This window comes from Stenotrophomonas sp. 28608_Sma (assembly GCF_056486185.1).
The window spans coordinates 172318-197303 of record NZ_CM151308.1; the positions used below are offsets into that span (position 1 = coordinate 172318).

Consider the following 24986-nt stretch of genomic DNA (forward strand, 5'->3'; position numbering starts at 1 on the left):
CTCGGCTGCGCAGGGAAGTGATGTCTTCTTCTGGCCTTCTTCAGCGGCACGGGAAGGGATCACCGGAAGCTCGGAAGGCCGGAGAGCGCATGGCCTTTGTAATAACAACTGCGGTCCGGGCGCACTCTCTAGCGATCTCTGCCGAAATGGCGAATCTCTTCAGAACTTCACTTGCTACGCCCCGCTCGCGCATGCCGCTCTTAAGCAGGGTCATGGACAGGGCCATAATTCTGCTCGCCATGTTCCGACCCGCAAGAAGGTCCTGGCCAGGTTGCCTCTGAAGATCTAGGTAGACGCTGAATGACGGCGCACGGTGGATAGAACTTTTTCGTTTAGAAACCAACAATAAGCTAAGGAACTGCTGGCTAGGGAAGACACGCGTATTGGCCTTGCAGAGCGCGTGGAGCACGACTTCGAATTTCCTCGCCTGAGCCCCCCAGTCCTCTAGATCAAAGGCGATCTCACCGTCCACCTCATGGCTTGGAAACAATGAAGTCGATGAGGCCGGAACTGGTTCGGTCAAAATTCCGATAATGTCAACAGATTTGATGGCGGATAGGTTGAGTAGCGTTCTGAAAGTGGTAGTAGTTCGTCTGAAGCGAATTGCATCCCTCCAGAACCTGTTATGAACGATCTTCAGCCTATCCAATGTCCCATCTTGAAGGAGCCCATCAAAGAAACGTTGATAGTTCTCCGCAGGAATAACCACATCAGGGTTGGTTGCGGTCCAGCGTACGACGTCCTCGATCGAGGCGTTGGCCCAGGACTGAAGTGCGCTCGGCCTCTCGTGCGTGGTTGCGCGCGCTAGGCTGCAACCGCAATAGGCGCACGAGGCCGCGTTGCCCCTTCGCAACTGTTGACTGTTGCCGCATTCTTGGCAGCGATCAATGATTCTGACTGAGTGCAAGGAGCAATGCGAGTAGTGAAGGAAGTTCCAGATGAGCCTCTCACTTAGACCGTTACTCTCGCCAGCCTCCAGCAGGCACTCAGGACACCAGCGGCGATTGATGCCAGCAAGGCCGCCATCCCGCATCTGCAGGACATTAATGAAAGGCGAGAGCGTGCAGCCGACCAGGCGTTGGTTAGTCAGCTGCTCTAGCGCGCGCGCGCGGTTAAGGCTCACCTGCCCTGGTCCCACGAAGCTATTTCGCTCACTCAGTCCATTTCTTGGCTGACCCGCAACTTTGTCAAGCACTCCTGCGAGGTGTGTCTTTGTAAACCCGGTCGTTTCGCACATCCTCTGGAAGTACCCTCCAAGTGACTCAGTCTGGGCGGTGGCTCCGTCGATCGGTGCAATTGGCGGCAGTGCTGTCCACCGATACCGCATGTGTGCCGTAGTCATTTTCGCTCTACTCCCCCGTACCCATGCGCTTCAGGAAGTCAGCAATTCTCTTCTCACCATTCAAGGGCCTCTGATCCGCAAGCTTGTTGAAGGCCAGCACGCTGCTCCACACGGTTCCAAGCTCCTTCTCGCTTGAGGAGCTGGCGTGCAAGTGCGCTTCAGTGATGCTGTTCGCTCCCTCATTCTTTCGGCGGAGCTCAGCCCTATGGACGACGTCGATAGTGGGGCCGAACACGCCAGCACCATTGGCGTACATCAAATCAGTATTCTTAACGAGGAGCTTGGGATCGGACAGGTTGAAGCTCTGCCCGATACCCTTCAGCACTGCAACGAAATCCCGCTCGTCTTGGGAATTCTTCAGGTTATACGGCCGGATGTAGACGAACCGGGATCGATTCCAGACGTCGGGGTGTCCCGCCCACAAACTCTCCGCAGTGTGGGTAGCCAGCATCACTATGACGCAGCCGATTTCTTCAATCAGTCGCACAAGGTTCGACATGTACCCATAGCTGGTTTGATGAAGATGCACCATCGTCAAGGTTGCCGCTTCTTCCAGGAAGATGTACTTAAGTTGACGTTGTTTCGCCACAGATTCGAAGCTGTGCTGCAATCTCGGCTGCGACTGCGTTGCCCTCACTCTCTTCCACAGCTGATTGTTTACCTCTGCCTCCGCCTGGACATGGTGCGCATCAGTACTGACCGATCGGTCCTTGTTCTCCAGCCAGCCGAAGTCTGGTTCCACCACAGCGTGATGGAGGCGCAGCGTGAGATCCTTGGAGTTGAACTTTCCCCGATCATTGGCCATTGCACGCACCGATATCAAAGGAAGCGTGCCAGCTGGCCAGAGGCTCTGCTTCCCGGCAAGGACGGGAAGAATAGCTTGTCTGATCTCACTCTTGCCCGAGCCAGAAGGAGCCAATGCCCAGACGAACGTACCTGGGCGCGCACCTTGGATGGCATTCAAGAGTTCGGAGTAAGCCGTCCTCATGCGGCTATGATTCACAAAAGGAATTCCAGAGTTGCTGTCCACTATCGGTTCCTGTGAATTTGAATGACTGGCGCGGGCTTGCCCCCAATTGCACAAGCTACGGCGACTCAATATCGTCAAAGTCATCCATCGCTCGCTTCTTGATTCCGCGCAGAGCGATCTCGTCAAGAGCGTCATTTGATTGAGAAGGGAGGCTACTGGAGTCCGCCTCCCCCGGCTTGGGTTGAGCCGCGGTGTTGGGCTTCGCGTTCGCGGCTGCCGTACGCATCGCCTGAGCGTGCCTCGCGCTCTGCTTTGCTTCGCGGAGCGATGGCGCGTAGAGCTGGTCATACATACCTCTGAATGACCGCTCAATCAGGGTGGAATTAGCTAGAGGCCCGATCAAGTTGCAGAACGCCTTGAACAGTCCACGATTCGTCCTAACCCAGATGAAGCTCGGGTCCTCCGGGTCTGTTCGAAGCTGCTCAACATCGAATGACGCGTCGAGCTCCCTCAGTTCATTGGAGTGAAAGTACCGACCATTCACCTCGAACCCTCGTCCGGGTACATACTTGTTATTGCTGTGCGGGATCGCGGTTCTGAAGAGGAATTCTTCGTCAACCAATGCGTGCAGGCCGGCACTAGGAAAGAGAAGATCTGCGTGGGCTGCCCGTTCGGCCGGACTTGCGAAGCCTTGTACAGGGACGCTCGGGAAGTGCTCATAAAGCGTTTCCCTGGCAACCGTATGAACGGTTTCAAAGCGGTGCTTGGCAGTTTTGTAGCTCTTGAACTTCCCATCCACGCCTCGGCCCGCCTTGTCGGGATCGGTGCTACCGACAAGCTCATGGCTGACCTGGGAATTGAACCTTCCAAAGTAGCGTTCTACGTCCGAGTTGAACCTCGAACCTGCCGTTGGGCAGATATGGATTGAGAACTGATATCGCAAAGCCAGAGCAATGAGAAAGTGTGACTGATTCTCCGTTCCTCGATCGACAAAGATGCTGTTGAACAGTCGTCCATGTCTGCGGACGTAGTCACGTATCAGGATGGCCAAACCATCGCGCCGTGCTGGCCCGAAGACAATGGAATGCGCCATCGGCAGATCAGTCGCCTCATCTGTCCCTAGATAAATCAGAGGGGACTCTGCGCTTGCTTCCATTCCATCGTCGCTCACCACCCTCACGTCGACTTTGGTACTGTCCACGTGCAGGACTGCATGTTTAGCTAAGGCTGTACCCGACCGGTCGCGCGCGTCCGAGCGCGGCCTTTGCTTTTGGTAGCCACGCATTCCCTGCGTTGCAAGGACCTTACGCAGCTCCAGGCGCGGATCAGCGAGCCTGCGTTCGAAGGCCTGGCGGCTCTGTGGCGACTCGCCGTCAGATTCACAGGCCTCCTTGAGCGCAGCGTATGCGTCCTTCTTCTGTGAATACTTGCCTGCGGCGTATGCGCGAATTGCCTCAGCCGTCCGCTTCTCCTGAACGGGGGTAAGCCGGCTCATTCGGTTTCCGCTTGCATGAAACCTGGTAAGGCACTGCTCGAGTTCGTTGTCACCTCTGCTTCGCGCCTCGATCACCTTCCGCGCTATCTCACGCAGGTGTTTGGGGACGGCTGTACCCTTCGCATGCGCGGATTGAATCAATGCGAGCCGCTTTTCGGCGTTGGTGGCGTCGACTAGCGTCGCCGTTGCGAACGCAGAGTTCAGTTGATTGCGAGAGTGCCTGGCAACCTCAAAGAAGTTGCTTCCTATCTCAATAGCCTGAGCCTGACTCAAGGTCAAAAAGAAGTTGCTCGTGTCCGTGAGCGGAACATGCTCAACTGGACCGAAGGCCCAGCGGGTTCCAAGCAGAAGCGCCGCTTGGCTCACGTTGAATCCCTCGATAGTCTCGATCATCCAATCGAGGCTCTTGGGGCCGTCGGCGAGATGCGCATGGATGCGTCTGCCCAAGGCTTGAGCCTCGTTGGCGGGTACCATACGCACCTCGTTATAGATGACCTGTAGGTTCCGGAGTGGCGTGTCGACGCGGGAGGGACTGAGCCACAGGACGTGCTCCATGCCGCGCTGCCTTGCCCAAGGGCCATAGGCAAGGTTCTGAAGATTTCCATCGACGTCGACCCATTCACCGGACTTTGCCGCAAGCAAGCTGTCACGAGCGGAGCCGGCCTTGCATTCGACCAGCTCAATGCGACGGGTGCGGACGACCAGAAAATCCAAGGTGCCGCTCCTTACATGATTGCCAAGTCTCACTCCCTTACAGGCAACCTGCGGGAAGTAGCCAAGCACATCCGGATCCAGCTCCAGAGTCAGCGCGAACATATGTTCAACGGTATGACTCTCCAGCGTGATGAGCTGGCCACACTTGACTGAGTTGAAGTGGGTCACAACGTTGTTCAGCGCGCCTTTTCCTGGCTTCCGCGCTGGACTCGAGCTAGCCATCTCAAGGATGTGCTGTCGCTGTTCGACAGTTAGGCCCTCATGCTCCCGCAGACGCTGGGCCAGTTCTTCTTGATTCATGGAACCCTGCCTATCTACTGGGAGGCGGGCAGCCGCCTCCCTCCCGGAATGCCTAGGGGTTGATTCTTATCGGGGTAAGGGGGTAGATTCGGCATAGCGGTTCTCATCGCTGCGCCTTAAACAGACCCCGGCCTGCCAGCCGGGGTTTGTCTTTTCTGCCCCAGAGAGTCTTCTTAGCTCATCTGGAGGACCTCCATGGGCAGATTGGGATCATTGAGCGGTCCGCCGACTGGTTACGGGATCTGCGCCGCGTGATGCATTGAACAACCATTGGGCGAGATCCCTGGATCGGATCATGCGCCCCTTCCTGCCGGGAATGGTCGAGGTTGCTATTCCCAGGCGGTTGTCATACGCCGCGCGCCTGGCCGCGCTGATGCTGTTGTAGCCAAGCAGCATCCACACTTCTGAGAGCCGGACATAGAGCCCGTACTCCTCCGCCACCTGCTCGGCGAGCTGGTCAGGAGTCGTTGCGCGAAGTGCTAGCGTTTGTATCGACAAGGGCACCATGTAGGCGAGCATCACTCACTCTCTTTCATATTGCAAACAGCGAGCACATCTTCTTGCTTGTGGGGCGCAGATTATCTGATCACGTATCAGATCATCTGATATGCATGCTGCTACAGCGGCTGGCATGTCAGATGATTTAGTACGCAATACAGTTTGTGGATTGCGCTAGCATGGGCATGCTGCCGACTGTTGAAAGAGATGTCGGCGCACCTGTAGGCGTGGGGTTGTGCTGCGCCACGATGTGCCTCTAAGGGAGGTTGATTGGAAGATGAGTACATGATGACCATCCCTACAGATGAGCTCAGTCGCGAAGAGCTTTCAGGCTCAGCATTGAGAGCGTTCTTCAACCTCGCTGCGCGATGGCAACTGTCCGGACCTCAGCAGAGAGCTTTGCTTGGAAGCCCACCCGATGCTTTTTATGAGGCATGGGCGCGAGGGGCCTACGAGCATATCGATGCCGAGGTCCTGGTGCGGATTAGCTATCTACTCGGCATTTACAAAGCTCTTCATATCCTTCTGCCTGACCCCATTCAGGCGGATGGCTGGATAAGGCGACCTAACATGGCGCCCATGTTTGCTGGTAACACCGTGCTGGATTTTATTTGTCGCGGAGGCTTGCGCGAACTTCGGGATGTGCGATCTTACTTGGATGGGCAGCACGTCAGCACCTAGGCAAGGGGTGCCATTTACCATGGACGCTGGAATACGGTCGTACTGCTGACTGTTGTTCATGCGCACCTGAAGCGGTCTGACTTTCGTGCAGGTCTGGCTAAAGATCAGAGGGATGTATGAGACCAACCATTCTTGCAATGGACCTAGAAGGAACGCTGATCTCAAATGCGGTCAGCCAGATCCCACGCCCTGGCCTGTTCGCGTTCCTGGAAGCGATGCGGATCAAGTTCAGTCAGCTAGTACTCTTTACGACTGTTCCGGAGTCAAGAGTGCGAGAAATCTGTAGGCTTCTCGTAGCGGAGGGTGTGGCCCCGAGCTGGTTTGGGAAGCTTCACTACGTTTCATGGTACGGACCAACTAAGGACCTGCGATTTGTTACATCTCACGCCGGGGAGGCCCTTCTGCTAGACGATCATGCGCCTTACGTACACCCCGGTCAGGAATGCTGGTGGGTAGAGGTCCCGTTGTTTGGCTCACCCTACGCCAACGATGACACGGGGTTGGATCTGGCGCGGTTAAGAATCGATGAGCGACTAGCTCAGCTCTCGCTTGGGGGAGGGCATTGAAGCAGCTCGGGAAGACTTCAAAGTTGAAAGGTTTCGCTTGGGGTGCAGTCAATTCGAATGCTATGACAGTGTCGCGCTCTCCCCCAATGACATACAGAACTTCCTTCTTGCGCCGCGCATGTGCCCGATGCAGCCGACACTAAACCGGCCTTGAAACGGCGCTAACAATGCGCGATGTGGAGGCTTAGGCAAAGGCATAGCGCTTCGCTGCGAAAGGGAGCGCTTGCAGCGGACATCGGCTTTTCGTCAAGCGGGGATAAGGTGGCTCGGTCGTCGACAAGGTCTCAACCATGTCTCAACCCAGTCGTTTGCAGGACTTTATGCCCGCTACAACGCCCGGACAGATAAGCGGGAGATTGATATGCAGCAGAACAGTGCGATGGAGGGGGTTGCCGCGCGGTGGCCAGAGCGGATCTGGGTGGTACGGCATGGCCAAAGCGCCGGAAACGTTGCGCGAGACCACGCTGAGGCAAATAACATCACCTTAATCGAGTTGGAACACCGCGACGCGGACGTGCCTCTCTCCTCGCTGGGGGAGCGCCAGTCGCAAGCACTGGGTGCTTGGGTACTGGGACTTGCCGAGCACCAACGCCCGCAAATCGTGCTGACTTCTCCATACATGCGTGCAAGGCAGACCGCCCAAGCCGTGGCCGACGCGCTTGGCCCTGGCCACCGTCTAATCATTGATGAGCGCCTGCGTGAGAAGGAGTTCGGCGTTCTGGACCGCTACACCTCCAGTGGCATCGTCGCTACCTTCCCGGAACTGGCCGCGCAGAGACGGCTGGTCGGAAAGTTCTACTTTCGCCCACCGGGCGGAGAAAGCTGGTGTGATGTCATCTTGCGGCTACGCGGCGTTGTCGGGGATCTCCAACGGAACCACGCCGGTGCACGCGTGATGATCGTCGCGCACCAAGTGATTGTGAATTGCATGCGATACCTTCTAGAAGGCATGGACGAGGATGCCATCCTCGACCTTGACCGCGAAGGCGATGTGCCCAACTGCGGGGTCACCGAGTACTACGCTGCTGAAGGTGGGCAGCTTGCCTTGGTGCATGCCAACTTCATTTCGCCTGAACTGGCCGAGGCCCCAACCACCGCTTCGTCGGATCAGCCCGCTGGAGCCAAGTAAGGTACAGCGTCGGGACCCGACCACCTAACCGCCATCTCTCTGCAGACATGCTCGCTACTCGTGCAGAACGTCCGGTTCTGGCCAGAAGCGGGCACTGAGGCAGGTTTCGGCCCGAGCGATGCTAGCCTCCAGTTTCGACTCCAGGGAGACCTCCGCTGAAGGGCTCGCTCCCGCCCTGTTCGTGGTGGGGGTATGCATGTGCTTGATACCCGGACGCAGCGGACATAAGATCGAGCGGTATCAGGGGATAGCCTGCCACAAGGTGCGCTGTGAATAATTCATTTGACCGGACTCTAGGGTCCGGCTACTAGGTAGTCAGGGTCTATGGCAGTAACTAATCCTCTGACAGAATAAGAGCTGGTCGCGCATAGGCGAGGCAAGTGGTCTGTAGCCGGAGTGCCGCATCGCGGCTGGACTTGCGTAGATATTGAGGATCTTGGAGAGCCGCAGATCGATTGCGAGATGTGCGAGTCGCAAACCATCCGCTACGTCCATCACATGGAGCACCCAGATTACCCGAACGTTCTCGAGGTTGGGTGTGTATGTGCCGGCCACATGGAAGGCGACCTGGCGGCCTCGCGAGCCCGTGAAGCCTCTATGAAAAGCAGCGCAGCAAAGCGCAAGCGTTGGACTGCGCGTGCGTGGAAAGTTTCGGCAAAGGGGAATCCGCATATCACTTCGGATGGATTCCGCATTACCGTTTACCCGCGCGGCGGAGAATGGGCCTGTACCTTGGCTGCGCTAGACGACTCAACTGTCCTGCACGCTCGCCGCAACTACAAGTCTCAAGCGGAGGCGAAACTCGCTGCCTTCGACCACATCACTCGTCTTCAATCCAAAGCTGGCGCATAGCAGTTCATTCAAGTTGAATCGCCACAAGGTTTTGTGGACTGTGATTGCTAGCATACGCGTAGGTTCCGGCCGAAAGCAGACGAGCTGGCGCCGACGACGCGATCAGGAATGCTAGGGCCCCTATTCGACCCGAAGCGAACACTGCCATGGATGCGAGGTGGCTACAGACAGGCGATCCACCCAAAGGGTGCGGTCCGGGTTGAGCATGATTTCCACGACGTCGGGGTCTTCGAGCGCGGTGGCGATCAGCGGCCCCATTGCCGTGCGCAGCATCTGGATGCGCCGGTCGAGCGACGTGGCGCTCATGGATTGGGGAACGGCGCTCATGACGCACGCTCCCGTGCTTGAGCGGCTGCCGCTGCGTCCTCCATCCGCATCGGGTCGGGGTGCAGTTCCTCCACCACGTCACGCACCAGGCTGCGCCCGCGCATCAGGTGGCGGCCAAGCTGCTCGGTGAACTGCTCGAATCGCGCCTTGCCCTGCGCGCGGGCCGCGTCTTGGTGCGCTTCGGGAACCGGCGTGCTGACGGTGAGGTAGTAGCGGATGAACAGCGCCAGCGTTTCGATGGCGATGTTCTGATCGCGCTCCATGCGCTCGGCTTGGCGCGACAGCCGATCCAATCGCTTGGCGATGGCTGCCTCGCGCTGGTCGGCCGCGTCCGGCGACAGCCAGGACGCCAAGGCGGCGGCGACGATGCTGGATTTGGACACGCCTTATCTGCTGCGGGTGGTCGTCAAGAACATGGCTCACTACTCTCGCTTCGTGCTCGACACGCTGCTCAAGCACCCCAGCGTGCAGGACTGCAAGACAAGCTTCGTGCTGGATCGGGTAAAGAGCACCACGGCCTTGCCCCTATGAGCATTCGGCCGATTGGTGTAGCGGGGATGCAAATAGCGCTTGACCTTCCAACCTTGGCAAGGACCAGACTTCAAACACCCAAACCCGAAAGGAGTTTTCCATGCAATTCCATCTCGAAGACATGACCTGCGGCGGCTGCGCCCGCACCGTTACGAAAACGATCCAAACGATCGACCCCAACGCTAAGATCGTCACGGACCCGCCGACCCGCCGTGTCGAGGTCCAGACCTCGGCCTCGCAAGAGCAGATCGCCGCGGCCCTGAGCGAAGCTGGCTTCCCGCCGCGCGCGTAGTAACACCGCGTCGTGGCCGGCCTGCACACAGGACAACCGATGCGAGCACGTGCGCTGTGCCGTACCTGGCGCGGCGCTCAGTGCATCCCAAGGTAGGCGACCTTGGCCCACATCCACAGGGCCATCGCCACCATCATCAGGTTCTCGGTCAGGGACACAAAGCCCAGCGGCACGTTGCTGTCCCCGCCCACACAGGCGCACTTGAGTTCCCGGCGATCGACATAGACCGCCTTGAAAACCGACACGGCCCCGACGGTCCCGATGAACAGCGCCAACGGAATCGACACCCACATCCCCACGCCCGCGACCATCAGGACGCCTGCGATGGCCTCCGCGAACGGGTAGAAATAGGCATACCGAACCCAGCGCTTGGCCAGCAGGTCGTAGTTGAGGAACATCGTCGCGAAGCCGTCCACGTCCTTGAGCTTCTGCAGCGCCAGGAGACACATGGCAAAGGCCACGAACCACTCTGCCGCCTGAATGCTCCAGAGCTGGCCGAAGGCCGCCCAGCTCGCCGCCAGCGCCATCGCGGCCGCCATGGCGAACAGCGCGATCACAGGGATGTAGGTCACGGCGTTCTTGTCCTTCACGGACATGCCGAAGAATTTGCGCAGGTCGTCGTAGCCGCCCACGCGCCGCCCGTTTATGAAGACCTGGGGCGTGGTCTCGACGCCATGCTCCTTCTTGAACGCATCCGTCTGCTCGCGGCTCGCCAAGTGTTTGTCCTCGACCTCGTAGCCCTTGCGGTTGAGCAGATCGAGCGACTTCAGCCCGTAGGGGCAGGTATGGCCGGGCATGACCATCCGGTAGAGCGTGGCTTGTTTGGGCGCAGACATGCTGGACTTCTCCTGTGGGACTTTTCATGGGCCGGCCGCAGCGCCGACTATCACGGATTGAAGGACTTTGACGACATTTCCAGCCTAACCGGCGGTGGTGCAAGGGGGTGTAGACATCTGGCTCGCGGGTCGGTCGTCAGGCTGCAACGCCGTCAGTCCTCCGTCTGCCAGAGCAACCCCGCCGCAGGCCGGCGCGCCCGCGGCGGCACGCTGGGTCCTAGTGGTTCTCCTTGGCATGGTTGATCGTGTATTTCGGGATCTCGACGGTCAGGTCCTCGTTCGCCACGATGGCCTGGCAGCTCAGGCGCGATTGCGCCTCTAGCCCCCAGGCCCGGTCAAGCAGGTCGTCCTCGCACTCCTCGACCTCGTTGAGGGAATCGAACCCCTTGCGCACGATGCAGTGGCAGGTCGTGCAGGCGCAGCTCATGTCGCAGGCATGTTCGATCTCGATGCCGTTGTCTAGCAGCGCCTCGCAGATCGAGGTGCCGACCGGCACGTTCAGCTCGGCGCCCTCGGGCGCCAGTTCAGGATGGGGCAAGACGGTGATCTTGGGCATGTCTCTCCCGGCTGCTCAGTGCGCACGCGGCTTCGTTGCCGCTGCGTTGCCACTTGTACGCCGTGGCACGGCGCCGGTGCGCGCTTCGGGCTCGTCGTCGCTGGTATCGAGTTGCTCCAGCGTGTGCAGGATCGGGCAGTCGGGCCGTTCGTCGCCGGCGCAGCACCGGATCAGCGCCTTGAGCGTCTCGGCCATCTCCAACATGCTCGCGATGCGCCGGTCCAGCTCGGAGATGTGCTGCTGCGCCAGGCGCTTGACGTCGGCACTCTGGCGCGACTTGTCGTTCCACAGTCCCAGCAGGTCCGTGATCTCGGCCACCGAGAAGCCGAGGTCGCGCGCACGCCGGATGAAGTGCAGCCGGTGTACGTCGTCCTGGCTATAGGCGCGGTAGCCCGAATCGTTCCGGTCGGCCGGGGGAATCAAGCCGATCTGCTCGTAGTAGCGGATCATCTTGGCCGAGACCTTCGAGGCCTTGGATGCTTCACCGATGTTCATGGTGTTCCTCCTTTCTCAATGAGCGGTATCCGCCGCCAGCGGCGGCTGGAAGCGGCGCAGGCGCAGCGCGTTGCCGAGCACGAACACGCTGGACAGCGCCATCGCTCCGGCCGCGAAAATTGGGGACAGCAGCACACCGTATGCGGGGTATAGGACGCCAGCAGCTACCGGGATCAGGGCCGTGTTGTAGCCAAACGCCCAGAACAGGTTCTGGCGGATGTTGCCGATGGTGGCCTTGGACAGCGCGATGGCGTTGGGCACACCCTGCAGGTTGCCGGACATCAGCACCACGTCGGCCGACTCCACCGCCACGTCGGTGCCGGTGCCGATCGCCAGGCCCACGTCGGCCTCGGCCAGCGCCGGCGCATCGTTAATGCCGTCACCCACGTAGCCGATCTGGCCGTGGGTGGCCTTTAAGCGGCGCACGGCTTCGACCTTGCCCTCGGGCAGCACTTCGGCCACCACCTCGTCGATGCCCAGTTGCTTGGCGATGGCCTGCGCGGTACGCGCGTTGTCGCCGGTGATCATCGCCACCTTCAGGCCGAGCTGGTGCAGCGCAGCAATGGCCGCGGGCGTGCTGGACTTGATCGGATCGGCCACCGCGATGATGGCGGCCAGTCGGCCGTCGATCGCGGCGTACAGCGGCGACTTGCCCTCATTGCCCAGGCGCTCGGCCGTGCGAGCGAAGCCGCTCACGTCCAACCCCAGCTCACGCATGAAGCGATCGGCACCGACCTCGACACGCGCGCCGTCCACGGTGGCACGCACACCCATGCCCGTGACCGAATCGAAGTCGGTCATCGTCGGCAGCGCGATGCCACCTTCCACGGCCGACTCGACGATGGCGCGTGCGATCGGATGCTCCGAGCGCGATTCGACAGAGGCGACCTTCGCCAGCACCTGGTTGCGGTCAAAGCCGTCGGCAATCTCCAGGTCGGTCAGGACCGGGCGGCCCTCGGTCAGCGTGCCGGTCTTGTCCACGGCCACCACCTTGGCGTCCTTGAGCAGTTGCAGGGCTTCACCCTTGCGGAACAGTACGCCCATCTCGGCGCCGCGGCCCGTGCCGACCATGATGGAGGTCGGCGTCGCCAGACCCATGGCGCACGGGCAGGCAATGATCAGCACCGCCACGGCATTGACCAGCGCGAAGGACAGCGCGGGCGACGGGCCGAACACCAGCCAGACCAAGAAGGTCAGCACGGCGGCCAGCATGACGGCGGGCACGAACCACAGTGTCACCTTGTCCACCACGGCCTGGATCGGCAGCTTGGAACCTTGCGCCTGCTCGACCATGCGGATGATCTGCGCCAGCATGGTCTGACCGCCCACGGCGGTGGCACGCAGCGTCAGCGCACCCTTCTGGTTGACGGTGCCGCCGACCACGGTGCTGCCTTCCGCCTTTTCCACGGGAATCGGCTCGCCGGTGATCATCGACTCGTCCACGAAGCTGCGGCCCTCGGTCACTTCACCATCGACCGGCACGCGCTCGCCGGGGCGCACTTCCACGATGTCGCCCTGCGCCACGTCGTTGATCGGGATGTCCACGATGCGGCCGTCGCGCAGCACGTGCGCCTCCTTGGCCTGCAGGCCGACCAGGCGCTTGATGGCCTCGGAGGTGCGGCCCTTGGCCCGTGCCTCAAGAAAGCGGCCCAGCAGGATCAGCGCCACGATGACGGCGGCCGCCTCGTAGTACACGTTCACCGTGCCGGCCGGCAGCAGACTGGGCGCGAATGTGGCGACCATCGAATAGCCGAAGGCCGCGGCCGTGCCGACCGCGACCAGCGAGTTCATGTCGGGACCCAGGCGGAACAGCGCCGGGAAGCCCTTCTCGTAGAAGCGCCAGCCCGGAATGGCGAGCACCAGCAGGGTCAGCACGAACTGCAGATACCAACTCTGCTGGATGCCGATGGTGGAAGCCACCCACTCATGCATGCCGGGAATCATGTGCGAGCCCATTTCGAGCACGAACACAGGCAGCGCCAGCACGGCGGCCAGGGTCAGGTCGCGCTTGAGTTCGGCGCGCTCGGCGTCCTTCTTCTCGGCGGCTTCCTCGTCGGCCTGCGCGCCGGTATCCACCGGGTTGGCCTCGTAGCCGACCTTCTCGATGGCCGCGATCAGGTCCGCCACGGCGGCCACGCCGCGCACGGTGGCACGCTCGGTCGCGAGGTTGACCGTGGCCTCGGTGACGCCGGGCACGGCCTTGAGTGCCTTCTCGACGCGGCCCACGCAGGAGGCGCAGGTCATGCCCTCGACCGCCAGTTCGACGGTGCCAGCCGGCACGTCGTAGCCGACCTTCTCGACCGCCTGGATCAACGCGATGCGATCGACAGGACCGGCCAGGCGGATGTCCGCCCGCTCGTTGGCGAGATTGACGGAAACGCTGTCCACGCCCGGCACCTTGGCCAGGGCGGCCTCGACTCGGCCGACGCAGCTCGCGCAGGTCATGCCCTCGATGGGTAGGCTGATCGCTGCTGCGGTGGCACGAGCATCACTCGTTATTGGCATGCTCATGGTTGTTTCCCATAGTTGATATTCGACACGGGGGGAGCTTGGGGTTTACCATCGTGGGAAGGTCAAGCGCTTTTTTCGGGTACTGTCAGGTTTCAGAAATGGCCCGGCGCACGGGGGAAACGAGGGGCCTTGGTCGCCAGGCTCGCCCTGGTCCCGGGCTGTGCGCGCGCTCAAGCGGTCGCAGCCTCGTTGATCCTGAAGGGCACGAACAGCCGTTCGAGGGTAGGAATTTTTGAGAGATGACTCCACGCAAACCAGTCAGTGCCCCACCGAAGGGCCCAAGCACCGATCTGGCCTCCCTGTCACAGAATGACGTGACCATCCTGGCCGAGACTTTCCGGCTCCTGGGCGATCCGTCGCGGCTCAAGGTCATGCTGTGCTGCATGAAGGGGTCCACGTCGGTAAGCGACATCGCGGAAGCCGTCGAACTCTCGCAGTCGTTGGTCAGCCATCACCTTCGACTGTTGCGTGGAGCCCGTCTGGTCAGGGGCGTGCGCCAGTCCAAGCAGATCTTCTATGAGGTAGCGGACAAGCACGTGAGCCAGGTGCTGCTGGACATGGCCATCCACATCGTTGAGGACAACAGCGACGACTAGCCTTGGTGCGAAACAGCCCTTACCGCGTCCCGTGAGGCCTATCCTTTCGGTCAGATCCGGTGCAAGTCATCCACGACCAGCACGTGATGGTGCCCGCCTTGGTTCGCGTGCTGACGCAAGTGGGGGTGATCCGCCGACAGGTTCGGATGGTCATGGGCCAAGTCCGACGGGTCGCTGGCCGGCCACAGCCGAAGCGCCAGCGCCACGCCAGCCAGGCCGATCAAGGACATGACGACGAACGTCGATTGCAGCCCCGTGGCCGCGCCGAAGCGTCCGGCCAGCGGGTAGCAGATGAGCCAGCAGGCGTGCGACAGCGCGAAGTGGGCCGCGAAGATCGCTGGACGGTCCTCGGCGTGGGCCGAGCGGCGCAGAAGACGGCCGGATGGCGTCTGCGCCACGCTGTAGCCAAAGCCGATCACCAGCCACAGCGGCAGCAACAGCACATAGCTCGGCAGCAGTGCGCCGATCGCCGTGCCCACGACGAGGACAGCGGCGCCGGTGAGCATCGCGGGTCGGTCGGCTACTTTCTCCAGTAGGGACGGCAAGACGAAGGCGGCCACCATCGAGCCGCCTCCGAACGCCGCCAGTGCCCACGCCACCTCGACTTCGCCCAGGCCGAAACGCGCCTTCACGAGCACCACCGTGTTCACGAACACCATCGCGCCTGCCGCCGAGACGGCCAGGCTGATCGCCAGCAGGCCCCGCAGGCGTGGCGTGGCGAGGTAGATGCGCGTGCCGCGCGTCGTTCGCTCCCAGATGCCGCGGCGCCGGCCGGGGACGGACGTGGGCAACCGCACGCTGACCACGAGAGCGGCTGAAACGAGGAAACCGAGCACCGTTCCTGCGAACAGGTTGTGAAAGTTGATGACGGTCAGCAGCGCGGCGGCCAGCATCGGGGAAATCAGGCTTTCCAGGTCGTAGGCCAGCCGGGACAGCGACAGCGCCTTCGTGTAGTCCTCTTCGTCGGGAAGGATGTCCGGGATGGTGGCCTGGAAGGTCGGCGTGAAGCCGGCGGACGCCGCCTGCAGAACGAAGATCAGCAGGTAGATCTGCCAGACCTCGGTGACGAAGGGCAGGGACAGCGCGACGGCCGCTCGCACGAGGTCCAGCGCCACGAGCAGCGAGCGCCGCGGGAGCCGGTCGGCGAAGGCCTGCGCGACCGGCGCGACCCCCGCGTACGCCAGCATCTTGATGGCCAGCGCCGTCCCGAGCACCGCGCCTGCATCCGCGCCGGCCAGCTCGTAGGCCAGCAGGCCGAGCGCCACCGTCATCAGGCCGGAGCCGACGAGCGCGATCACCTGGGCGGTGAACAGGTGGCGGTAGGTGCGGTTCTTCAGCACGGAGAGCATCGGACGGCCTCAGAGCAGTTTGGTCAGCGCCTTCATTTCGGTCAGAACGGAGTCCTCGTCATGGGACAGGCAGTGGTCGATGTGGTCGTGGATCAGGACGCGCTTGGCCGCCGTCACCGCGCTTTCCACCGCCGCGAGCTGGCGGGCGATGTCGAGGCAGGTTTCTCCCCCTTCGATCATCCCGATGACGTGCCGCAGATGCCCCTCGGCGCGCTTGAGCCGCTTCACCAGGTCGGGATGGGTGGTGTGCTTATGCATGTCTTCCATGCTGAAATCATATCCCCCCAGGGGGGATATTGCCACTGGATGTTAGATCAACGGCTGCTTGCCAAGCGTGGGGAATGGTCGCCGAGCCAGGCTAAGGCAATTGCCCGGAGCGGCATCCCGGCCGTGGTGAGACGCGGACACAAATGTGCAAATCAATTCACATGAACACATATTCATGTGTTATATTTTGAGCCACAGTCAAAGACCCAGTTTCCCGAGGCCCCATGTCCCAATCCCACGCACATGACCATGACCATGACCATGACCATGGTCACGATCACGACCATGATCATGACCACACCCCGACCGTGACCAGCGCCAACGAGCGCAAGGTCCTGCTGTCCTTTTTCCTGATCTTCGGCTTCATGGTTGTGGAGGCCGTCGGAGGCGTGCTGTCGGGCTCGCTGGCCTTGCTGGCCGACGCGGGCCACATGCTGACCGACGCCGCGGCGCTCGCACTGGCCTACGCAGCATTCCGGTTCGGCCGCCGCGCGGCCGACAGCAAGCGCACCTTCGGCTACCTGCGCTTCGAGGTCATCGCCGGTTTCCTGAACGCCGTGACCCTGTTCGCGATCGTCGCCTGGATCGCCTACGAGGCGTGGGAGCGGCTGCAGGCGCCGCCCGTGATCCTGGCCGGCCCGATGATGATCGTCGCCGTGCTCGGCCTGCTGGTGAACGTGCTCGTGCTGTGGATCATGACCCGCGGAGAGACCGATCACGTCAACGTGAAGGGGGCCATCCTGCACGTGATGGGCGACCTGCTCGGCTCGGTCGGCGCCATCGTCGCTGCGATCGTCATCTACCTCACGGGCTGGACGCCGATAGATCCCATCCTGTCGGTCCTGGTGGCGGCGCTGATCCTGCGCAGCGTATGGAAGCTGCTCGCCAAGTCGATCCACATCCTGCTGGAAGGCGCGCCGGAGGATGCTTCGCCGGAAAAGGTGGAGCAAGGCCTGATGGGCGCCGTGCCGGGCCTGGCGGCCGTCAGCCACGTTCACGTGTGGCAGCTCACCTCCGGGCGCACGATGGCCACGCTGCACGTTCGCCCCAACGTGGACGAGGAAGCACGCGCCGTGGTCAAACGCGTCGAAGCGGTGCTTCGAGAGCAATTCAGCATCGAACACGCCACGGTCGGGATCGACTGGAACTCGGGCACCGACGAGAACGTCTGCAGCTTGCAGCCCACGTCGGAGCGTCAGGACCACAGCGGCCACGATCACAGCGGTCATGACCACAGCGGCCATGATCATGGCAATCACAAGCATGGCGGCGGGCACAGCCACGGCCATGACCACGACCATTCCGCTCCTGGTCACAGGCATTGAGGCCGCGCGAGCCGGCTCGCACTCCACTTGAGGATTTGCATCCATGACGTCCCGCGAAACCACCAGCGCCGACACCTCGCAATGCTCGACCACCAGCCACGACGCGGCGACCGATGCCCTCGCAATGTCGCAAAGTGACGTCGCTGTTCTGGCCGAGACCTTCCGCCTGCTGGGCGACCAATCGCGATTGAAGATCCTGCTGCAGTGCATGCATGGCTCGGTCGCCGTGGGGGACATCGCCGAAGCGCTCGACCTGTCGCAGTCTCTGGTCAGCCATCACCTGCGGCTGCTGCGCGGAGCGCGCCTCGTGCGCGGCGAACGCCAAGCCAAGCACATCTTCTACAGCATCGCGGACCAGCACGTCAGCCAGGTGCTGCAGGACATGGCGGTCCACATTTCCGAGGACAAAGCCGACGACTGACCAGGCCCAAGCACCCAGGCGAATGGCAGGTTGCGAGGCGCCGGTACCCACGCCGCCGGTTAGCCTCAAGGACGTCCTCGATGCGGCCTGGGCGCAACAGCCTAAATCGCGGGCCCTGCCTGGGCGCCGGGATGCCGCGCAGGCACAGCAATGGGCGGCGGCAGCTTGGACGCCTGAGCCTCCCGCGCTCGCAATCACCCACAAGACCGACCGGTTCAACCGCATAACGGCATTCGTGAGCTGGATGTCGGAGTGGCCACGGCGACGACGCGGGGTTCCCCACCACCTTGTCCATGCAGCCTGCCCGCTAGGGCAACCCAAAGGGCTTGACCTTGCCTTCGTTGTAACGCCCAGCCTCCACACAAATTTCTGCAGAGCGCTTCGGAAGGGCCGGAGTCCTGCATCCAAGAAAGGGGCACTTCCATGCGTAAAAAAATCAGAATCGTTGTGGTGGCAGGCCTCATCGCAGCCGTCGGGGGCATAGCGATTGCCGCCCGCGACGCCAAGGACGAGAGCAAGGCCGCGGCACCCCCGGCGGACGCGCCGATGGCGCCGCAGGTGCCCGTGGCCGAGGTCATCACCCGCACGGTCGCGCCATCGGCCGAGTACACCGGCTTCCTGGCCGCGCCCAAGACCGTCGAGCTGCGCTCGCGGGTCGGCGGCGCCGTCGATGCTGTGAGCGTCCCCGAGGGCAGACTGGTGCGCAAGGGACAACTGCTGTTCCAGATCGACCCCCGGCCGTTCCAGGTCTCGCTCGACACGGCTGCGGCGCAACTGCAACAGGCCGAGGTGCTGGCCAGTCAGGCCCAGGCCGACTTCGACCGCGCCGAGCGCCTGGTGGCGACCGGCGCTGTCGCGCGCAAGACCTACGACGATGCCGTCTCCGCGCGCAGTGCGCGCCAGGCCCAGGTGCAAGCGGCCAAGGCCGCCGTCGCTGCGGCGCGGCTGGATCTGTCCTACGCCCGCGTCACGGCGCCCATCGCCGGGCGCGTTGACCGCGTGCTCGTGACCGAGGGCAACCTGGTCAGCGGCGGTGTCGCCGGCGCGGCCACGCTGCTGACCACGGTCGTGTCCATCGACCCGCTGCACGTGTACTTCGACATCGACGAAGCCACGTACCTCAACGTCGTGAGCCGCTCGCGGCCCGCTGCGGACGCCGGCGGCAAGGCCTCGCTGCCCGTGCAGGTCGGGCTGACCACGGACAAGGGTTTCCCGCACAGGGGCGCGCTCGACTTCGTGGGCAACACCATTGACCGAAGCACCGGCACGATCCGCGTGCGCGCCGTTGTGCCCAATCCGGATGGGCGCATGGCACCCGGCATGTTCGTCCGGGCCAAGCTGTCCACCGGCGCGGCGCGCGAGGCCGTCCTGATCGACGATCAGGCCGTGGGCACCGACCAAGGGCGCAACTACGTGCTGGTTGTGGGCGAGAACAACCAGGCCCAGTACCGGCCCATCGAACTGGGGCCGGTGGTGGACGGGCTGCGCGTCATCAACGGCGGCCTGCAGGCCGGTGAGAAGATCATCATCAAGGGCCTCGTGCGCCCCGGCATGGCGGTCACGCCGCGCATGGTGCCCATGCAGGCGCCCGCGGCACCGGCCGCAGGCGCGGCCGGCGCGACCAAGGCTGCGGCAAACGCTCCGGCTCCCGCTGCGGCGCCTGCCAAGGCCGGCGGCGCGGACCCCGCCAAGGCTGACGGCGCGGCCGGCTCGGCGGAGGCCCGCAAATGAATTTCCCCCGCTTCTTCATCAACCGGCCGGTCTTCGCCATCGTCCTGTCGCTGCTGATGCTGATCGCGGGCGCGATCAGCTACTTCCAGCTGCCGCTGAGCGAATACCCGCAGGTCACGCCTCCCACGGTGCAGGTCACCGCTAGCTATCCCGGTGCCAACCCGCAAGTGATCGCCGATACCGTGGCATCACCGCTGGAGCAGGCGATCAACGGCGTAGAAGGCATGATGTACATGCAGTCTCAGATGTCCACCGACGGGAAAATGGTGCTCACCGTCTCCTTCGAGCAGCATATCAACGCCGACATTGCGCAGATCCAGGTGCAAAACCGGGTCTCGCGGGCGTTGCCGCGCCTACCGCCTGAAGTTCAGCGCATCGGTGTTGTCACCGAGAAAACGTCGCCGGACGTTCTCATGGTGGTGCATTTGCTTTCGCCTGGAGGTCGATATGATCCGCTGTACGTCTCCAACTACGCCACACTTCATGTGAAGGATGAGCTGGCTCGTACGCCAGGCGTCGGCGATGTCCTAGTCTGGGGCGCCGGGGAGTATTCGATGCGGGTCTGGCTCGAACCCGCCAAGGTCGCTGCTCGTGGGCTGATCGCGAGCGACGTGGTTGCCGCCATCCGCGAGCAGAACATACAGGTTGCCGCTGGTTCGGTTGGTCAGCAGCCGGATGCCTCGGCGGCGTTCCAGGTCACGGTCAACACTCTGGGCCGACTGTCGAGCGAGGAGCAATTCGGCGAGATCGTCGTGAAGACGGGCGCCGACGGCCAGGTAACTCGCCTGCGGGATGTCGCCCGCATCTCGATGGGGGCCGATTCCTACTCTTTGCGCAGCCTGCTCAATGGCGAGCCGGCGGTGGGGATACAGATCATCCAGAGCCCGGGCGCGAACGCGCTGGATGTGTCTAGCGCGGTGCGCGCGGCAATGGACCGACTTCAAGCCAAGTTCCCCGACGGCATTGAGTATAGCGTCGCCTACGACCCCACGGTCTTCGTGCGCGCCTCGCTCCAGTCCGTCGCCGTCACGCTGCTGGAGGCCATCTTCCTGGTGGTGATCGTGGTGGTGCTGTTCCTGCAATCCTGGCGCGCGTCGATCATCCCGCTGATCGCCGTGCCGGTCTCGCTGGTCGGCACGTTCGCGGTGATGCACATGTTCGGTTTCTCGCTGAACACACTGTCGCTGTTCGGACTGGTGCTGTCCATCGGCATCGTGGTGGATGACGCCATCGTGGTGGTGGAGAACGTGGAGCGCCACATAGCGCTGGGCGAATCACCCAAGGACGCGGCGCGCAAGGCGATGGATGAAGTGACTGGCCCGATCCTGGCCATCACCTCGGTGCTGGCAGCGGTCTTCATCCCCTCGGCGTTCCTGTCGGGGCTGCAGGGCGAGTTCTATCGCCAATTCGCGCTAACCATCGCGTTCTCGACCATCCTGTCGGCGATCAACTCGCTTACGCTGTCGCCAGCGCTGGCCGCCATCCTGCTCAAGCCGCACCACGGCGCGACCAAGCCCGATCGCGTCACGCGCATCATCGATGGCGTGTTCGGCGGCTTCTTCCGCCGCTTCAACAGCTTCTTCGACCGCGCCTCGAATTCCTACGTCGGGGGCGTGCGCCGCGCGGTGCGCGGCAGCGCCATCGTGCTGCTGCTCTACGTCGGCTTCCTGAGCCTGACCTGGCTGGGCTTCCACAAGGTGCCTGCGGGCTTCGTGCCCGCCCAGGACAAGTACTACCTCGTGGGCATCGCCCAGCTTCCGACCGGCGCCTCGCTGGATCGCACCGAGGCGGTCGTCAAGGAGATGACCAAGATCGCACTGGCTGAGCCGGGCGTCGAGAGCGTGGTGGCCTTCCCGGGCCTGTCGGTCAATGGACCGGTGAACCAGCCGAACACCGCGCTGATGTTCGCCATGCTCAAGCCCTTCGATGAGCGCAAGGACCCGTCGCTGTCGGCCTTCGCCATCCAGGGCAAGCTCATGGGCAAGTTCAGCCAGATCCCGGACGGCTTCGTCGGCATCTTCCCGCCGCCGCCGGTGCCGGGCCTGGGTTCTATGGGCGGCTTTAAGCTGCAGATCGAGGACCGGGCGGGCCTGGGTCCCGAGGCGCTTGCACAAGCACAGGGCCAGATCATGGGCAAGGCCATGCAGGCGCCCGAGCTGGCGAACATGCTCGCCAGCTTCCAGACCAATGCGCCGCAGTTGCAGGTGGACATCGACCGGGTGAAGGCCAAGTCGCAGGGCGTGTCGCTGACCGAGGTGTTCGACACCCTGCAGGTCAACCTTGGCTCGCTCTACGTCAACGACTTCAACCGCTTCGGTCGCACCTACCGGGTAATGGCCCAAGCCGATGCGCAGTTCCGCATGCAGGCTGAGGACATAGGCATGCTCAAGGTGCGCAATGCAGCGGGCGACATGATCCCGCTGAGCGCGATCGCGACCATCGAGCGCAGTTCCGGCCCCGACCGGGTGATGCATTACAACGGCTTCCCCTCGGCCGACATCAGCGGCGGGCCAGCGCCGGGCTACTCATCCGGCCAGGCCACCGCCGCGATTGAGAAGATCGTGAGCGAATCGCTGCCGGACGGTATGACCTACGAATGGACGGACCTGACTTTCCAGGAAAAGCGAGTTGGCAATACTGCTATCTATATCTTCGCGCTGGCGGTGCTGCTCGCCTTCCTGTTCCTGGCGGCCCAGTACAACAGTTGGTCGCTGCCGTTCGCTGTGCTGCTGATTGCACCCATGGCGCTGCTCTCGGCGATCGCCGGCGTCTGGCTCTCTGGGGGGGACAACAACATCTTCACGCAGATCGGTTTCGTGGTGCTGGTCGGCCTGGCCGCCAAGAACGCGATCCTGATCGTGGAGTTCGCCCGCGCGAAGGAAAGCGAAGGGGCCGATCCGCTGGCAGCCGTGCTTGAAGCCGCGCGCTTGCGGCTGCGCCCGATCCTGATGACGTCGTTCGCCTTCATCGCTGGCGTGGTGCCGCTGGTGCTGGCCAGCAGTGCGGGCGCCGAGATGCGCCACGCCATGGGCATCGCGGTGTTCGCCGGCATGCTGGGCGTGACGGTATTCGGCCTGGTGCTGACGCCGGTGTTCTACGTCGTGGTGCGCAAGCTGGCGCTGCGCCGCGAAGCGCGCCATGCCCGTGTCGGCATGACCGACCAGCACGCATGACGGCCAGGAGGACATACGACATGAAAACATCTTTCGCATTCACACGACCCGCCAGGACGCTGGCGCCGCTCGCCCTCGCGACGGCGTTGACTGGCTGCTCCATGGCACCGAAGTATGACCGGCCCGCATCGCCGATCGACACGGCTTATCCCTCGGGCGCGGCCTATGTGGAACCGGCGGCCGCGACGCCCGACGACGCGATCACGGCCGAGATCGGCTGGCGGGACTTCTTCCGCGACCCGCTGCTGCAGCAGTTGATCGGCATTTCACTGGAGAACAACCGCGACATGCGCAAGGCCGCGCTCAACGTGGAGGCGGCTCAGGCGCTGTACCGTATCCAGCGTGCCGAGATGCTGCCGAACCTGGGCGTTTCCGCCCGCGGCGCGTCAGAGCGCGCACCGGCCGACCTCAGCACCACGGGGCAAAGCGACGTGCTCCGGCGCTACGACGTGGCCGGGGTGACGGCCGCCTGGGAACTGGACCTGTGGGGCCGCGTCCGCAGCCTCAGCGACCGGGCGCTGGCGTCCTACCTGGCCCTCGACGAGACCCGCATCGCCACGCAGATGAGCCTGGTGTCCGAGGTGGCCAGCGCCTACCTCACGCTGCGTGCCGACCAGGAACTGCTGCGCCTGACGAGCGACACCCTCGCCACGCAGAAGCGCTCCTACGGGCTGACCACCCAACTGGTGGAAGTGGGCAACTCCACGCAGCTCGACCTGCGCCGCGCAGAGATCGCGCTGCGCACCGCCGAGGCCAACCATGCCGCCTACACGCGGCAGGCGGCCAAGGACCGCAACGCGCTGGTGCTGCTGTTGGGCCAGCCGCTGACGCCGGAGCTGTCCCGGCAGCTTGACGAGGCCATGGCGCTGCCGGACGACATCGTGCCGACCGGCCTGCCGAGCGGCCTGCCGTCCGAACTGCTCGCGCGCCGGCCGGACATCCGCGCCGCCGAGCAGATGCTGATCGGCGCCAACGCCAACATCGGCGCGGCGCGGGCCGCGTTCTTCCCGATGATCAGCCTCACGGGCTCGGCGGGCACGGCCAGCGCTTCGCTGGACGGCCTGTTCGATTCGGGCTCGCGGGCCTGGAGCTTCCTGCCGCAGATCACGCTGCCCATCTTCCGCGGCGGCGCGCTGCGCGCCAACCTGGACGTGGCGCACGTACAGAAGCGCATCGAGATCGCCAACTACGAGAAGTCCATCCAGGCGGCCTTCGCCGAGGTGGCCGACGGCCTGGCGGGCAAGCGCACGCTCGATGAGCAGATCCGCGCGGAGCAGCTCCTGGTGGCGGCCAGCCAGAAGGCCTACGAGCTGGCCGAGCAGCGCTTCCAGGAGGGCGTGGACAACAACCTCACTGTACTCGACGCGCAGCGCACGCATTACGGCACGCAGCAGACCCTGGTGCGCACGCGCCTGACGCGGCTGAACAACCTCATCCATCTGTACAAGGCGCTGGGCGGCGGCTGGACTGAGCACACGGTGCAATCGGGCGCCACGGCGCAGCAGCCCGCCCGGTCGCCGGGATGAGGGCCGGCGCGCAGCGGTGGCGTCCCCCATCGCTGCGCGCGGAGAGCTGGATGAGGATTGGTGAACTCGCGCGCTTGACCGGCACGCCCCTGAGAACATCAGGTTCTACGAACGGGAGGGCCTGCTGCCCGCTCCCGAGCGGTCCCGCAACAACTACCGGCGCTATGGCCCGGCCCATGTCGAGCGGCTTTACCTGATTCGCAACTACCGCGCGTCGGGCATCGGCCTGGATGACATGCGCAACTTGCTGGGCTGGACGCATCGCGAGTCCCCGGAACCCGAGCTGCTGACGCAGGCTGTCCGGGACCATCTCGCCTGTGTCGAGGAACGCATGGCGCAACTGACCCGGGTGAAAGAGCACCTGCTCGCATTGGAACGGCAGGCTGTTTCTTCTGCCGCTCGGGAGATTTGCGAGGAGCGGCCAGGCTGCGGCGGTTCATGAGCATCGTATGGCCGAATCATTGTCTAATAACTGAACATATATTCATGTGTGTAATAATTCC

Annotated in this window: 21 protein-coding genes and 3 pseudogenes; 12 read left to right on the plus strand and 12 right to left on the minus strand. The window is 63.0% G+C overall.

The window, feature by feature from the left end:
- Window positions 1-40 precede the first annotated feature (40 nt).
- The 4 genes from ACZLHH_RS00740 to ACZLHH_RS00755 all read right to left on the minus strand — a co-directional run bounded on the left by ACZLHH_RS00740 (window position 41) and on the right by ACZLHH_RS00755 (window position 5340).
- Window positions 41-1342 (minus strand): TniQ family protein, encoded by a 1302-nt coding sequence (locus tag ACZLHH_RS00740; RefSeq protein WP_080356541.1) that lies wholly within the window; start codon window positions 1340-1342, stop codon window positions 41-43.
- Window positions 1343-1349: 7 nt separating this feature from the next.
- Window positions 1350-2372 (minus strand): P-loop NTPase family protein, encoded by a 1023-nt coding sequence (locus ACZLHH_RS00745; protein WP_223224734.1) that lies wholly within the window; start codon window positions 2370-2372, stop codon window positions 1350-1352.
- 55 nt (window positions 2373-2427) lie between these two features.
- Complete coding sequence (locus ACZLHH_RS00750; protein WP_239684304.1) at window positions 2428-4821, minus strand: transposase; 2394 nt, start codon at window positions 4819-4821, stop codon at window positions 2428-2430.
- A gap of 210 nt (window positions 4822-5031) precedes the next feature.
- Window positions 5032-5340, minus strand: a complete 309-nt coding sequence (locus ACZLHH_RS00755; RefSeq protein WP_049462213.1) for a hypothetical protein — start codon at window positions 5338-5340, stop codon at window positions 5032-5034.
- Window positions 5341-5604: 264 nt separating this feature from the next.
- Between ACZLHH_RS00755 and ACZLHH_RS00760 the strand changes: the two genes are divergently transcribed.
- Both ACZLHH_RS00760 and ACZLHH_RS00765 read left to right on the plus strand, forming a co-directional pair.
- The gene (locus tag ACZLHH_RS00760) at window positions 5605-6000 is read left to right on the plus strand and encodes a hypothetical protein (RefSeq protein ID WP_080356540.1); all 396 of its coding nucleotides are present in this window, start codon (window positions 5605-5607) and stop codon (window positions 5998-6000) included.
- A gap of 927 nt (window positions 6001-6927) precedes the next feature.
- A complete protein-coding gene (locus tag ACZLHH_RS00765) occupies window positions 6928-7695 on the plus strand; it encodes a histidine phosphatase family protein (protein WP_134950774.1) in 768 nt (255 codons plus the stop codon).
- Between the two features lie 1017 nt (window positions 7696-8712).
- Here ACZLHH_RS00765 and ACZLHH_RS00770 read toward each other — a convergent pair.
- Window positions 8713-8820: pseudogene (locus ACZLHH_RS00770) on the minus strand (P-type conjugative transfer ATPase TrbB); the annotation flags it as partial.
- Between the two features lie 50 nt (window positions 8821-8870).
- Window positions 8871-9260, minus strand: a pseudogene (locus tag ACZLHH_RS00775) (CopG family transcriptional regulator); the annotation flags it as partial.
- Window positions 9261-9288: 28 nt separating this feature from the next.
- On the opposite strand from ACZLHH_RS00775, the gene ACZLHH_RS00780 reads away from it, so the two are divergent.
- Both ACZLHH_RS00780 and ACZLHH_RS00785 read left to right on the plus strand, forming a co-directional pair.
- Window positions 9289-9405 carry an Lrp/AsnC ligand binding domain-containing protein gene (locus ACZLHH_RS00780; RefSeq protein WP_239684509.1) on the plus strand — a complete coding sequence of 39 codons (117 nt, stop codon included), beginning with the start codon at window positions 9289-9291 and terminating at the stop codon, window positions 9403-9405.
- A 100-nt stretch (window positions 9406-9505) separates the two neighbouring features.
- Window positions 9506-9697: a heavy-metal-associated domain-containing protein gene (locus ACZLHH_RS00785; protein WP_049462211.1), complete on the plus strand. Its 192-nt coding sequence runs from the start codon at window positions 9506-9508 to the stop codon at window positions 9695-9697.
- 77 nt (window positions 9698-9774) lie between these two features.
- Here ACZLHH_RS00785 and ACZLHH_RS00790 read toward each other — a convergent pair whose 3' ends face one another.
- The 4 genes from ACZLHH_RS00790 to ACZLHH_RS00805 all read right to left on the minus strand — a co-directional run bounded on the left by ACZLHH_RS00790 (window position 9775) and on the right by ACZLHH_RS00805 (window position 14095).
- Window positions 9775-10533, minus strand: a complete 759-nt coding sequence (locus ACZLHH_RS00790) for a MauE/DoxX family redox-associated membrane protein (protein WP_049462210.1) — start codon at window positions 10531-10533, stop codon at window positions 9775-9777.
- A 217-nt stretch (window positions 10534-10750) separates the two neighbouring features.
- Entirely contained in the window at window positions 10751-11089 is a 339-nt protein-coding gene (fdx, locus tag ACZLHH_RS00795) for an ISC system 2Fe-2S type ferredoxin (protein WP_008786744.1), read from the minus strand.
- Between the two features lie 15 nt (window positions 11090-11104).
- A complete protein-coding gene (gene cueR, locus ACZLHH_RS00800; protein ID WP_049462209.1) occupies window positions 11105-11584 on the minus strand; it encodes a Cu(I)-responsive transcriptional regulator in 480 nt (159 codons plus the stop codon).
- A 15-nt stretch (window positions 11585-11599) separates the two neighbouring features.
- Window positions 11600-14095, minus strand: coding sequence for a heavy metal translocating P-type ATPase (locus ACZLHH_RS00805; protein ID WP_049462208.1), 2496 nt, complete (start codon window positions 14093-14095; stop codon window positions 11600-11602).
- A 314-nt stretch (window positions 14096-14409) separates the two neighbouring features.
- Between ACZLHH_RS00805 and ACZLHH_RS00810 the strand changes: the two genes are divergently transcribed.
- Entirely contained in the window at window positions 14410-14691 is a 282-nt protein-coding gene (locus ACZLHH_RS00810; RefSeq protein WP_425523792.1) for an ArsR/SmtB family transcription factor, read from the plus strand.
- A 50-nt stretch (window positions 14692-14741) separates the two neighbouring features.
- Here the strand turns inward: ACZLHH_RS00810 and ACZLHH_RS00815 are convergent, their stop codons facing one another.
- A complete protein-coding gene (locus ACZLHH_RS00815) occupies window positions 14742-16040 on the minus strand; it encodes an MFS transporter (RefSeq protein WP_049462206.1) in 1299 nt (432 codons plus the stop codon).
- Window positions 16041-16049: 9 nt separating this feature from the next.
- Entirely contained in the window at window positions 16050-16298 is a 249-nt protein-coding gene (locus ACZLHH_RS00820) for a metal-sensing transcriptional repressor (protein WP_169708473.1), read from the minus strand.
- 233 nt (window positions 16299-16531) lie between these two features.
- Between ACZLHH_RS00820 and ACZLHH_RS00825 the strand changes: the two genes are divergently transcribed.
- From ACZLHH_RS00825 to ACZLHH_RS00855, 7 genes and pseudogenes are all read left to right on the plus strand, one after another.
- Window positions 16532-17632 carry a cation diffusion facilitator family transporter gene (locus tag ACZLHH_RS00825; RefSeq protein ID WP_478478753.1) on the plus strand — a complete coding sequence of 367 codons (1101 nt, stop codon included), beginning with the start codon at window positions 16532-16534 and terminating at the stop codon, window positions 17630-17632.
- 43 nt (window positions 17633-17675) lie between these two features.
- A complete protein-coding gene (locus ACZLHH_RS00830; protein WP_049462204.1) occupies window positions 17676-18053 on the plus strand; it encodes an ArsR/SmtB family transcription factor in 378 nt (125 codons plus the stop codon).
- Window positions 18054-18476: 423 nt separating this feature from the next.
- Window positions 18477-19784: an efflux RND transporter periplasmic adaptor subunit gene (locus tag ACZLHH_RS00835; protein WP_049462203.1), complete on the plus strand. Its 1308-nt coding sequence runs from the start codon at window positions 18477-18479 to the stop codon at window positions 19782-19784.
- Window positions 19781-22957, plus strand: coding sequence for an efflux RND transporter permease subunit (locus tag ACZLHH_RS00840; RefSeq protein WP_049462202.1), 3177 nt, complete (start codon window positions 19781-19783; stop codon window positions 22955-22957). The genes ACZLHH_RS00835 and ACZLHH_RS00840 overlap by 4 nt, the downstream gene beginning before the upstream one ends.
- 20 nt (window positions 22958-22977) lie before the next feature.
- Window positions 22978-24483, plus strand: coding sequence for an efflux transporter outer membrane subunit (locus ACZLHH_RS00845; RefSeq protein WP_049462201.1), 1506 nt, complete (start codon window positions 22978-22980; stop codon window positions 24481-24483).
- Between the two features lie 124 nt (window positions 24484-24607).
- Window positions 24608-24673: pseudogene (locus ACZLHH_RS00850) on the plus strand (hypothetical protein); the annotation flags it as partial.
- A 45-nt stretch (window positions 24674-24718) separates the two neighbouring features.
- A complete protein-coding gene (locus tag ACZLHH_RS00855) occupies window positions 24719-24925 on the plus strand; it encodes a hypothetical protein (protein WP_239684303.1) in 207 nt (68 codons plus the stop codon).
- Window positions 24926-24986: the final 61 nt, after the last annotated feature.